Origin of the sequence: Bacillus sp. MYb78, assembly GCF_002975115.1 — a bacterium.
Classification (GTDB): domain Bacteria; phylum Bacillota; class Bacilli; order Bacillales; family Bacillaceae_G; genus Bacillus_A; species Bacillus_A cereus.
The window spans coordinates 30,795-42,980 of the sequence record NZ_PCOB01000004.1 but is presented as its reverse complement, the minus strand read 5'-3'; the positions used below and the strand labels follow the sequence as shown (position 1 = coordinate 42,980).

Below are 12,186 nucleotides of genomic sequence, written 5' to 3'. Positions count from 1 at the left end.
CTTACTATTATTAATAAATCGATGTACTATCTTTTGGCAAAGCTTTCACATGTTTTAAATAGTTCGTCACTTTATCATCATCATCTTGCGGATATTGATATTCATATTTGTTAGCGATTTCGTTCGCCACTTCCCTAAATAAATCACCCATGACAAAGAATGACTCCCATATGTTTTCATATTCTGCATTAGAAAATGTTCTTTTAAATTGCACCCACATATCTTTTTCAATATATTGCTCGAAATGCTTTCCAAACTTCCCTGCATTAACTGTAAAATCTGTTTTCATACCAATATACCATTCTAGCATTACGATGAACATATCTCGCACTGGTCCCTCAAGCATTCCTTTTGCATAAGAAAGCTCTTCTCTCCATAGCCCTTTTGCCACATTCGTACTACACCACCAAAATTCATTACAACAATCCAAAAACTCTTTTTCTGTAGGCTTTTTTATTAAGTAATCTTTATCGCTTGCTGGCGGGAATCCTTCCATACAATTATCTTTATCGAGAAGTAATTTACTTAAACTATCTTGTCCAACGAACTTTTTTATTAACTCAACTGGAACTAGCGTTAAATCAATCCGATTCCCATCCATGAACTGCATTAAATACGGAAACTTCCCATCTTCATCTGGTTGAACTAACGACATTTCTTCTGGCATTTGTACTATCATTATTTCTCCAAATCTATGAACCCAATTATGATTAGACGTAAAAGATTGTATATCATTTACAACATACATAATATCATAGTCTTGAAAACAATCTCTTTTCACATTTGGATTTACACGCGATCCATTCATGATAACTGCTCGAATTCTTCCATCCTCTTTTGCTGTATTAATAATTAAGTCTAGCATTTCTTTTTCAGTTCTCATCTACTTATAGCCTCCAATTTTTTGATATATAATATAGTGTTATGTATGTCGGAGGCCCACGAGCTAATCTCGTTATACAAGATACATGTTATAATTTTTCAAACATCTTTTTCATTCTATCTATCTCCTTACCTCATTCTTTTACGATTGCCATTACAAATCCATCGTATCCCTTACTTCCGACAGTTTGAAGCGCTGTAGCACTAACACGTGGCTCAGCAGCTATTAATTCATAGAAACGACGTATCCCTTGTACACGAGGATCGGTACTAGTATTGTCAATAACTTCTCCTTCACGTACTACGTTATCCCCAATAATTACAGTACCCGGTCGTGATAGTTTTAGTGCCCATTCAAAATAAGCAGGGTTATTTTGTTTATCAGCATCTATAAAAATAAAATCAAACGGTTCATACTTCTCGTTTTCTATTTGTTGTAAAGAATCTAACGCTAATCCTGTTCGTATTTCAATTTTATCAGTCAAATTAGCACGCTCAATATTGCTACGTGCAATTTCAGCATGTTTTTCACTTGCTTCCAATGTAACAACTCGGCCTCCAGATGGCAATGCTCTAGCAAGCCATATCGTGCTATACCCGCCTAGCGTGCCAATTTCTAAAACATTACGAGCCCCTTGAATTTGTACTAACAGTTGTAAAAACTTCCCTTGCGTTGGTGATACATCATGTGCTGGCAAATTAGCTGCAGCATTAGTTTGAAGAACCCCTTCTAATGTAGAATCTTTCGGTATTAATACATCACTCATATATTGATCAACAGCCGTCCATTTCTCAATTCCACTCATGCAAATACCACCCCTTTCAATTTTCCAATGCTTTCTACCATTCACTTTTGATTATACCGAAAATTCTGTCTCGAATACAAAAAATAAAGAAGGGACATCTACCCCTTACAGAATAGATATCCCTTCTTTTAAAGTTAAATTTACTTCCTATGGATTAGTAGACCAAAGCCCAGCAGATTTAATAAATGTACGTTTATTTAATTTCAGCTGCGCTACGATAAATTCTGCAATATCTTCTGCTTGCATTACTTTATCAGGGTTTCCATCAGTTAATCCTAAATCAACAGCCATATCAGTTGCTACTGTACTTGGAGTTAAAGCTGTTACACGAATGTTATGTTTGCGAACTTCCATCGCTAACGATTCTGTTAAGCCAAGGACACCAAATTTAGAAGCACTATATGCACTTGTTACAGGTGCACCTTTTTGCCCTGCTGTAGATGAAATGTTAATGATATCACCAGATTGTTGTTCAATCATGCTCGGTAAAGCTGCACGAGTTGCATAGTATACACCCATTAAGTTTACTTGAATGATTTTTTCCCAATCAGCAACGTCTAGTTCTAAAAACTTACCGAATTTAGAAATACCAGCGTTATTAATTAAAATATCGATAGATCCTAAACCATTTTTTAACGTTTCAATCGCAGTTGTTACTTCTTCGTATGAAGAAACATCAGCAGTTGCAATAACGGCTTTTACACCTTCTGCTTCTACTTCTTTCGCTACAGCTTTTAAGTTTTCTTCTGAACGAGCTAATAAGCCTACATTTACGCCTTCTTTCGCTAATGCGATTGCGACAGCGCGACCAATCCCTCTACCTGCTCCTGTAATTAAAGCATTTTTACCTTGTAATAATTCTGCCAAGTATAACACTCCTTAATCATCTCAGTTATGTATTATATTAAAATTGTATCTATGTTTATGTAAAAAGGCAATGATGCACTTTCATGTGCGTAGGTTACTTGTAGGTAACTATAGAAAGTTTTTGTTTATAAGTTTCATGTTTTTACCATTATTCATGTAAAATAAAAACAAATCCAGCATAGGAGAGTGTATGTGTATGAAAAGAAAAAAATGGGTCTTGTTACTAACTGCAGTCGGACTATTTATCATATTGTTTGCCCTGTACTTTATATTTGGTAATCCACTAAATTATAAAGTAATAGAAAAAGATACTAGCAATTATCTCCATATTAAAAAAGGTTATAAGCAAGAAGAAATACAAGACATAACCGGAAAATATACTCCCATTTATAATATTGGCTATTATGCAACAGTAGTATATAAAGACGAACCATATTTTACATACTCTTATACATACGATGATAATAAAAAAATAATACAAGACAACGGTATTTTAGGAAGACATACTGAGTCATTTGAACATCTTAATTTAAACTGGTCTTTGTTTGACCAGTTAGTAGATGGTATTCATACAAACTTGCAAGGAAGAGGTTTAAGAGAAAAGAAAGATTATTCTATACGAAACGTTCAATTCATTGATATAGATGACGATAAAAACGGTGCAGAAGCATACGTTGACTTTAAGAACGATAAAGAATCTGATTACTCATACCGTATGAATAGCGAAGGAAAAGCTTATCAATATAATTGCAGTAACGGTAAATGCATTTTTAAAGAAAAATAGTGTTAGAAGGCTCTCCTTCTAACACTATTTTTCTTCATAATTAAGAATACACACAATAAATTCTGTTCCATTTCCTTCTTCACTCTCTACTTTTATCTCTCCTTGATGAAGGTCGAGTACTTTTTTTACAATAGCTAAACCTAAGCCACTTCCTCCATAGGCACGATTTCGTGAAGAATCCGCTTTATAAAAACGCTCAAAAATATGTTGTTTCTGTTCTTCTGATATACCGATTCCCGAATCACGGATGCGCACTTCCACTACTGTTTCATGTTCCTTTAACTGAATAGTAATCGTGCCACCGCTTGGAGTAAATTTAATACTATTATGAATTAAATTAATCCACACTTGACTCATACTTTCTTGGTCAGCAATAACATGTACTTTTTCTAAATCTAGTTCTAACTCGATTTCTTTTTCAGCCCAGAGTGGTTCACTATTTAACACAATTTGCTTTAACTGCTGATCTAATCGATAACTCACTCTTTCTGGTATATACTCTTCTGATTCTAAAAGAGTTAGCTTCAATAAGTTTTGACTTAGTTTAGATAATCTCGTTGTTTCAGTTTCAATAATGGTAAGATAATGTTTTCTTTTTTCCTCAGAAAGATTATCGTCTTGTAGTGCTCTAGCAAACCCTTTTATAGAAGTTAATGGTGACTGTATTTCATGAGAAACATTCGATACAAATTCTTGTCTCATTTTCTCCATCGTATTCAGTTCATCTGTCATATCATTTATACTTTTTACGAGCACACCAATTTCTCCATCATACTTTTCTTCATTTCGTATTTTTACGGAGAAGTCTCCTTTTGCAATTTTTTGTATCGGTTCAATAATAGTCCAAATCATTGCCTCTCGTTTTGGCCTCATTAATATTCCAATTAATGTCCAAATAAGAATAATAAATACAAAACCGACCATATCACTAATTAGAAAGGCAACAAATGGCGATACGTTTACGTCAAAAGCATTCAATATACTAGTTGCTACATAAAATGCGATAGACCAAATGATAGTAAGAAAAGAAAAGAGCGCTAATACCGCTCCAAATACTTTCAGCATCTTCAACTTACTCATTCGTTTTCTTTTTCTCATTTACTTACCTCTAAGCGATACCCTAATCCTCTTATTGTTTTAATACTAAATTTCGACTGCTCTTCTTGAAACTTCTCACGTAACCGATTAATATGAACGTCTAGTGTACGTTCATTCCCTTCAAAATCATATCCCCATATTTCTTCAATTAATTGCTCTCTCGAACAAGTTCTTCCCGATTTAGACCCTAAAGTAAAAAGCAGCTCAAATTCTTTTAACGGTAACATAACCGTTTGTTCTCCAGATGTAACTTCGAATGTTTTACGATTTAATAATACATTTCCAACTTGAATCGATTGTGAAACTGTAATTTGGTAACGTTTCAATAATGCCTTTACTCTCACTACTAGTTCTATAGGGTCAAATGGCTTTACAAGATAATCATCTGTCCCAAGGTGAAATCCTTTTACTTTTTGTGATGTTTCCCCTTTGGCAGTTAGCATCAGAACCGGGATATCATAGTATTTTCTTAATTCAAAACATACATCAAATCCATCCATATTTGGCATCATGATATCAAGAATAACCATATCGACTTTTACGTCATCCATTTTCCGAAGTGCATCTACTCCATCAATTGCCTCATATGTTTGAAAACCTTCTCGTTCTAAAAATACAGAAACGAGTTCCCTAATGTGTGGATCGTCGTCTACTATTAAAATTTTAGGTATCAAAGGAACCATTTCCTTTCTACTTAGCATCTAATATATTTTTTTAAAATGCACCCTCTTTAATTTTCAATTGTTGCGTTGCAAACTCACGATACATATCATGCGTCTGTAATAATTCATCATGCGTACCACTACCTGTAAGATTCCCTTTTTCAATAAAGATAATTTTATCTGCATCTACAACAGTAGAAAGTCTATGCGCAATCACTAACGTTGTTCTGCCTTTCATTAAGTTATTTAACGCTTTTTGAACGACAGACTCAGATTTACTATCTAAGCTTGAAGTTGCCTCATCGAGCATAAGAATTTGCGGATTTCGAAGTAACGCTCGGGCAATGGCAATTCGCTGTCTTTGTCCACCAGAAAGCTTCACACCGCGTTCTCCAACTTCTGTTGCATAACCGTTTGGTAAGTCATGAATAAATGCATCAACATATGCCATTGCTGCTACTTTTTCAATTTCTTCATCCGTTACTTCGCCTTCAACGCCGTAACAAATATTATCACGAATCGTTCCATCGATTAACGGACTATCTTGTGATACGTAACCGATTTGACGTCGCCATGACTGTAATGAATAACTCGTAATTGATTCTTTTCCTAATTTAATGGCACCACTAGTTGGCTCATAAAAACGTTCCAGTAATGAGAATAACGTTGTTTTCCCACTACCACTTGGTCCTACAATCGCTGTCACTTTTCCAGATTCAATTGTGAAATCAATATTTCTCAAAACTTGCTCTTCTTCGTTATACTCAAAATGTACATTTTCAAGAACGATCGGTTGCTTAGCATTTGTCACTTTCACACCAGTTTCATGATCTTCTACTTTATATTCTAAAATCGTACTAATTCTTTCCGTTGCACCAATTGCCTTTTGGAATTGTGTAAAGAACATAGATAATTGACTCATCGGCATTACAATTTGAACTAAATACAAAATAAACGCTACAAGTTCACCAGTTGTTAATGCACCGCTAGAAACTCTCATCCCGCCATATCCTACGATAATAACAAGTAGTGCCATTAAAACAAACGACATAACTGGCGAAATTAATGCTTGCACTTTTCCTTCTTTCAAACCAAATTGTAATAACTTTTGTATGCCTGTATTACCCGTTTCATATTCTCTTTTTTCTGTATTTGAAGATTTCACTAAACGAATTTCTGATAACACTTGCGTTAACACACTTGTAAAAGATGCCGTTTCATCTTGAAGTGCTTTTGAAATCTTATACATTTTTCGTCCAAGTGGAACTAAAATTAATACAGACAACGGAATAACCGTTAAAAGTAACGCAGTCATTTTCCAATCTAACACAAATAATACAATTAACGATCCAACAATTGAAATACCACCTGTTAATAAGTTTGACAAATGCTCAGAAATTAACGTTTTCACAACACCTGTATCATTCGTCATACGGCTAATGGTATCACCTGTTCTATTTTGATCGTAATAAGATACCGGCAAGATAAGTACCTTTTTCCACAAACGTTCTCTTAGTCCCGCTACAATCTTCTGCCCAATATAATTTAGTAAATATATAGACAACCCTGCCGCAATAGTTTGCATTACAAAGAAAGCAACTAACCCAACAATTTGTCCTGCACTAATTGAAGAAAGCGAAAAATTATCTACTAATCCTTTTGTTAGCATAGGAATAAATAAACTCGCTCCCGTAGAAAGCAAACTCATTAATAACGCAAAAATTAAAATTCCTTTCGGAGGATTTGTATCTTGAATAAGGCGTAAAAACTGCCTCCAGCTCCCTTTTTTCTTCATTTCATTTCTAACTTCCATTCCTGTTCATCTCCTCATGTTAAACCAAACTATTCTTTCTAAAATTAGAATACGATACAAATGTAAACTGAATGTAAACACACTTTTTCTATTTTTACAAAATATACATAAAAACTCATCTTTACAACAGATATAAACATCTGATATTATTACCTGGTACTTAATATTATTCTATGTGAATTATAGATAAATAATTTAAAACACGATATAAATCTCCAGTTAGTGAAAGGAGTATCCTTTTTGTAAACAAATATACATTCTGAAAAGGAAACAATTATTTTTATTCATGGATTAGTTGGCAATCGTCGCGCCTTCAAAAAGGAGCAAAAACGATTTTCTGCCTCCTACAACATTATAACTTATGACTTATTAGGTCACGGTGATGATAAAGGAGAAGCAATCGACTTTTCATTACAGCGTCTCGTAGATCAATTATTAAACTTATATGAACAAGAAGGTATTAAAAAAGCTCATATTTGTGCGCTAAGTTACGGCTGTTACATCTCTACAATTTTTGCACAAATGCATCCAGAAAAAGTATTAAGTATTTGTCATATTGGAGGACATTACAATAACCCTTCTCGCTTATATAGCGTATTCCAAAATTTTTGGGAGAAGCGAGGGGATGAATACTCTAAATGGCTCTCTCAATACGCAAATACTATTTTTCCAAGTGGTATACTAAAAGCAAATCCGTTTGCAGTCATTTCAAGAAATATTTACTACCGTTTCGGATTACAATTACATTCATCCATTATTGCCCAGTCATTACGACATCGGTTAGAATTCGATTTAAAGTCTAAATTAAAATCACTTCCTCACCCTATACTATGGGTAATGGGAGAGCATGATCATCTCTATAAATCTTGTCTATTTGATTTGAAATCTATTTTACCTAACGTTCTATATAAGGAAATACCTTTAGCAGGACATGCAGCGAACTTATTTCGTCCTAACTATTTCCATGACTTATATGATCGATTTTTAAATGGAAATTTAAAATAAAAACTATTAAACTTCCAATTTATACAATTATAAAAAGGCTTCCCAAGTTTCCTTGGAAAGCCTTTTCTCTATACGAAAAGTATATAAAACTACTTTTTCTTAGTATGCTTTTGTGTAACCTAATAGGTGCTTGCTCCAGTAAGAGTTACTTACAGAACTAATACGTACACCAGTTGCATCTGTTTCTGCACTAATGAACTGACCGTTTCCTAAGTAAACACCCATGTGAGAAGGACCTGATTTATAAGTATTTTGGAAGTATACTAAATCACCTGGTTGTGGATTGCTAGTTTTTGTTTTAGAGCTCCAGTATCCAGCAACTGTTTGACGAGCGCCTTTATGACCAGTTTGATTTAATACGTAGTGAATGAATCCACTGCAGTCAAAACCAGCAGGTGTTGTACCAGCATTTCTGTATGGTGAACCATTTAAAGATCTAGCGAATCCAGCGATTGAAGATGTATCTCCACCTGTTGTTGGTTTTTGTACGTCTTTACCTGGTTGTTGAACGTTATTTGTAACGTTATTGTTATTGTTATTGTTATTTGTAACGTTGTTTACTCCGCCTTTTACAAACTTAACGAAGTCTGCACTTACGTAACCCGTGCGGCCGTTATGGTTAATTTTGTACCAACCATTTTCAGCGCCAGTAACGTTTAGTACTTTACCATTTGTTACTCCACCGATTACAGCGTTGTATGTAGCTGGGCCTGTACGTACTTTTAAAGCACCAGTGTTAACAACATAAGAACCACCAGTTTGAACTGTTGTAGTATTGTTGTTTGTAGTTGGTTGTTGTGTTTCGTTAGATACAGCAGAACCACCTTTTGTTACGAAGTCTTTGCTTACGTATCCAGTTCCACCATTGAAGTTGATTTTAAACCAATCTTGTACTTCACCTACAACTTGTACTGTTTTACCTTTGTTTACAGAACCTAAAACTGTATGAGATGTACTTGGGCCTGTACGTACGTTAAGTGAAGAAACGTTTACTGTATAAGTACCTGTTCCTTGTTGAACAGTCGTTCCTGTTTTGCCACCAGTCGTTACGAAGTCACCACTTACATAACCTGTTTGACCATTTACGTTTACTTTGAACCAACCGTTTTCTTGTCCAACTACTTGTAGCACTTGACCTGATTTCACTTTAGAAATAACGTTATGTCCTGTACCAGCACCTGAACGAACATTTAATACATCAGCAGTTACTGTGTATTTTAATTCAGAAGTTGTTTCTACAGTTTTTGTTTCAGTTACAGTCGTTTGAGTTTGAGTTTGTCCATTAATTTCTTTTAGCGCTTCATTTGAAACTTGTGCATGAGCAGAATCCATTCCTGGAACTGCAACGCCAGCTACAGAAGCTGCTGCTAAACCTGCAATTACTTTTTTCATAAGTTGTCTTTACTTCCTTTCCCTACTATCCTCTTAAAAAAAACTTAAAACTTTAATACTTTACAATATTATCAAAGTAAAATATTCATCCAGTTCCATTTTTTAGCAAGAGTTTTATTTTTCACACAGAGTTCATTTTAAATGAACAAAGTGAAATCCGTGTGAACTTCATGTGAACTTTATCATTAATTATAGTGTTTTTGCAATGATTTTTTCAAATTTCTTATATATCGCATGAAAATTCGACATTTCATTTAATATCTCAATATAAAACATCGCTTTTCTATCTTCTATAAAAAATTCTATTAACCTAATACAAACCACATTATGTATTTCCTTATAAAGCTCCTTACATGAAGTATACTTTCATCATGACAAAAATCACTCTATTTATCAATAGTATAATATTTTTAGAAAACTAAATTTCTATACTATCTACAATTTTGAAATAATTTGACGAATTGTAAGATTTATTTCATAAAAACCATTTCTCCTTTAAAGAAAACACACACTATACCAACTGTTTTCTTTTCTGATAATGGAATTTATAGGATAATCATAGTATTATATATCATAATAAAACTTTAATTAGTAAAGGTTTTATCCTCCCGCTAATTATTAACCCTCACTACTCGGGCTACCCATTAATGCGGAATTTTATTGGAATAAAAAGAGGAGGCATATTTGTGAGAAATATAATAGATGATCCAATACAAAAAAATATAGAGCCATACTATGCTTTTATTCAATTCGTTTCAATGATAACATTACAAAAAGTATCAGCTATTGAAATACGTAAAAATGAATTAAAAAATCAGATGAAAAATGCTGGACAAAAAAACCCTTATTACGTATAAAAAAGGTGAACAGGTTATATTCCTGTTCACCTTTTATCAAATTATTTTATTTATAAATTTTCACACGGTTTTCTAACGGTTGGAATTCTTTTTCACCAGCATGTACTACCGGTTTACCAAATGGCATTTGCGCAGTGAGCTTCCAATTTGCTGGAACATCCCACTCTTTTCTCACTTCTTCATCAATTAGCGGATTGTAATGCTGCAACGTAGCACCAAACCCTTCAATTTCTAAAGCTGTCCAAATTGCAAATTGTAACATTCCTGATGATTGCTGAGACCAAGTTGGGAAATTATCTTTATATAATGCAAAGTTTGCTTGAAGGCCTTCCACAACTTCACTGTCTTCAAAATATAAAACCGTTCCATAACCACTTTTAAATGCATTCATTTTTTCTTCAGTAGGTGCAAAGTTATTTTCAGGTACAATTTTTCTTAATGTTTCTTTCGTAATATCCCATAATTTATCATGTTGTTCTCCTAATAAAACAACAACGCGAGCACTTTGAGAATTAAAAGCTGAAGGTGTATGTTTTACAGCATGATAAATCACTTCTTGAATTTTTTCATCAGAAACTACTTGCTCTTTACTAATTGCATAAATAGATCTTCTGTCTTCAATTGCTGAGTAAAAATCTTTTGCCATCATAATTCCCTCCAATTTTCAATTGAGGCTATTTCATATGTATATGTCATATTACGCCCCTCAAACTTATTATTAATAAGCTTATAACTTTATAATATCACAGCAACAAATAAACTCAAATGATAACACTTGTATTTAGAATCTTTTTCCTTTTTAAAGTTAAAATAAAAAGACCGTTTGTTGTTATCTAAAATTAGTAACAACAAACAGTCTTACTTATGTAGCGATCTAGATTCGTATTTTACTTACTTAATTAACTAATCCAAATGCATACGACATTAACTTATTTGTCTCTGTAAAACGTTTTGTTTTACTTGATGTCCCCATGACTACTGTAATAATTCTGTTATCACCTTGCTTGGCAGTCCCAGTAAAACAATATCCTGCACTATCTGTAAATCCTGTTTTTAGTCCGTCCATTCCTTCTATATATAAACTTTTATTATTTTTGTTTAACATGTCGTTTGTGCTTATAACATTAATATTATTAAATGCTAGCTGACTTTGACGCAAGTGAGTCACTTCTAATATTTCCGGATAATCTTTTATAAGATGATACGCCAATTGTGCTACATCAGCAGCCGTCATTTTTGTTTCACTTCCATCTGGCTCTTGTAATCCAGAAGCATTTGCAAATTTAGCATGTTCCGACATTTTTAACTGTTTCGCTTTTGCATCCATAAGCTGAACGAAATCTTTCTCCGATTTTGCCATATGTTCTGCTAAAGCCACAGCTGAATTATTAGCTGACTCAATCATTAATGCATGATATAAATCTTTAACAGTTAATGTGTCATTAACTTGTACTGGGATTCTCGCTCCCTCTGTTTGTGCCGCCTTCGCACTCATTTTAACTGGATCTTCCCAGCGAACTTTCCCGTTATGTATACTCTCTAGTAGGAGATACGCTGTCATCATCTTAGACATACTAGCCGGTGCAAAAGCTTCATTTTCATTATATTGATAAATAATATCTCCATCACTCGCATCGATAATCATAGCCGCTTTTGCGTTAATTTCTGGTGGGATGTACTTTGGCGGGACTACTTTTTCAGTAAATCCTGCTTTAGGTAGTTCTGCCACTTGCAAAGGTTGTCCTTCTACATTCGCTACGCTCTTTTGATTTCCTTGGAATAAGAACCAACATATCCCTAAAATAATGACTAATAGGACTGTCATCCTTCCCCATTTTAACCGATTCATTTCAAAACTCCTTTAGCAAACCTTTTATACACTCACATTTAACCTTAACAACAATTCCTTTATACAGTCAAGGTAAAAAGTATATTTATTCATATACAGGAATTATTATTTTAATTTGTTTATGTTACACTTATAATACTGAAATATAAGAATATTCAACAATAAAATCTT

12 protein-coding genes are annotated in these 12,186 nt (G+C 33.7%); 3 read left to right on the top strand and 9 right to left on the bottom strand.

Annotated features, from left to right (window positions below):
• Nucleotides 1-10 precede the first annotated feature (10 nt).
• From CQ064_RS10950 to CQ064_RS10940, 3 genes are all read right to left on the bottom strand, one after another.
• Nucleotides 11-883 carry an aminoglycoside 6-adenylyltransferase gene (locus tag CQ064_RS10950; RefSeq protein ID WP_001258527.1) on the bottom strand — a complete coding sequence of 291 codons (873 nt, stop codon included), beginning with the start codon at nucleotides 881-883 and terminating at the stop codon, nucleotides 11-13.
• Between the two features lie 133 nt (nucleotides 884-1,016).
• A complete protein-coding gene (locus CQ064_RS10945; protein ID WP_000014165.1) occupies nucleotides 1,017-1,688 on the bottom strand; it encodes an O-methyltransferase in 672 nt (223 codons plus the stop codon).
• Nucleotides 1,689-1,835: 147 nt separating this feature from the next.
• Nucleotides 1,836-2,555 carry a 3-ketoacyl-ACP reductase gene (locus tag CQ064_RS10940; protein ID WP_000818985.1) on the bottom strand — a complete coding sequence of 240 codons (720 nt, stop codon included), beginning with the start codon at nucleotides 2,553-2,555 and terminating at the stop codon, nucleotides 1,836-1,838.
• 190 nt (nucleotides 2,556-2,745) lie between these two features.
• Here CQ064_RS10940 and CQ064_RS10935 point away from each other — a divergent pair, with 190 nt between their 5' ends.
• The gene (locus CQ064_RS10935) at nucleotides 2,746-3,339 is read left to right on the top strand and encodes a DUF3139 domain-containing protein (protein ID WP_003270270.1); all 594 of its coding nucleotides are present in this window, start codon (nucleotides 2,746-2,748) and stop codon (nucleotides 3,337-3,339) included.
• Nucleotides 3,340-3,363: 24 nt separating this feature from the next.
• Here the strand turns inward: CQ064_RS10935 and hitS are convergent, their stop codons facing one another.
• The 3 genes from hitS to CQ064_RS10920 are packed head-to-tail and all read right to left on the bottom strand — an operon-like array spanning nucleotide 3,364 to nucleotide 6,912.
• Complete coding sequence (gene hitS / locus CQ064_RS10930) at nucleotides 3,364-4,437, bottom strand: envelope stress sensor histidine kinase HitS (RefSeq protein WP_001231619.1); 1,074 nt, start codon at nucleotides 4,435-4,437, stop codon at nucleotides 3,364-3,366.
• Nucleotides 4,434-5,111, bottom strand: a complete 678-nt coding sequence (gene hitR, locus CQ064_RS10925; RefSeq protein WP_015055113.1) for an envelope stress response regulator transcription factor HitR — start codon at nucleotides 5,109-5,111, stop codon at nucleotides 4,434-4,436. The genes hitS and hitR overlap by 4 nt, the downstream gene beginning before the upstream one ends.
• Before the next feature lie 40 nt (nucleotides 5,112-5,151).
• Complete coding sequence (locus CQ064_RS10920) at nucleotides 5,152-6,912, bottom strand: ABC transporter ATP-binding protein (protein WP_000453879.1); 1,761 nt, start codon at nucleotides 6,910-6,912, stop codon at nucleotides 5,152-5,154.
• A 252-nt stretch (nucleotides 6,913-7,164) separates the two neighbouring features.
• Here CQ064_RS10920 and CQ064_RS10915 point away from each other — a divergent pair, with 252 nt between their 5' ends.
• The gene (locus tag CQ064_RS10915; RefSeq protein WP_033794979.1) at nucleotides 7,165-7,917 is read left to right on the top strand and encodes an alpha/beta fold hydrolase; all 753 of its coding nucleotides are present in this window, start codon (nucleotides 7,165-7,167) and stop codon (nucleotides 7,915-7,917) included.
• A 99-nt stretch (nucleotides 7,918-8,016) separates the two neighbouring features.
• Here CQ064_RS10915 and entFM read toward each other — a convergent pair whose 3' ends face one another.
• A complete protein-coding gene (gene entFM / locus CQ064_RS10910; RefSeq protein WP_000755523.1) occupies nucleotides 8,017-9,309 on the bottom strand; it encodes an enterotoxin EntFM in 1,293 nt (430 codons plus the stop codon).
• 686 nt (nucleotides 9,310-9,995) lie between these two features.
• Here entFM and CQ064_RS10905 point away from each other — a divergent pair.
• Nucleotides 9,996-10,166, top strand: a complete 171-nt coding sequence (locus CQ064_RS10905; protein WP_001244281.1) for a hypothetical protein — start codon at nucleotides 9,996-9,998, stop codon at nucleotides 10,164-10,166.
• Between the two features lie 46 nt (nucleotides 10,167-10,212).
• Here CQ064_RS10905 and CQ064_RS10900 read toward each other — a convergent pair whose 3' ends face one another.
• On the bottom strand, nucleotides 10,213-10,815 hold the full coding sequence (locus CQ064_RS10900; protein WP_002093949.1) for a nitroreductase family protein: 603 nt from the start codon (nucleotides 10,813-10,815) through the stop codon (nucleotides 10,213-10,215).
• A 246-nt stretch (nucleotides 10,816-11,061) separates the two neighbouring features.
• Nucleotides 11,062-12,015: a D-alanyl-D-alanine carboxypeptidase family protein gene (locus CQ064_RS10895; protein WP_001080878.1), complete on the bottom strand. Its 954-nt coding sequence runs from the start codon at nucleotides 12,013-12,015 to the stop codon at nucleotides 11,062-11,064.
• Nucleotides 12,016-12,186 lie beyond the last annotated feature (171 nt).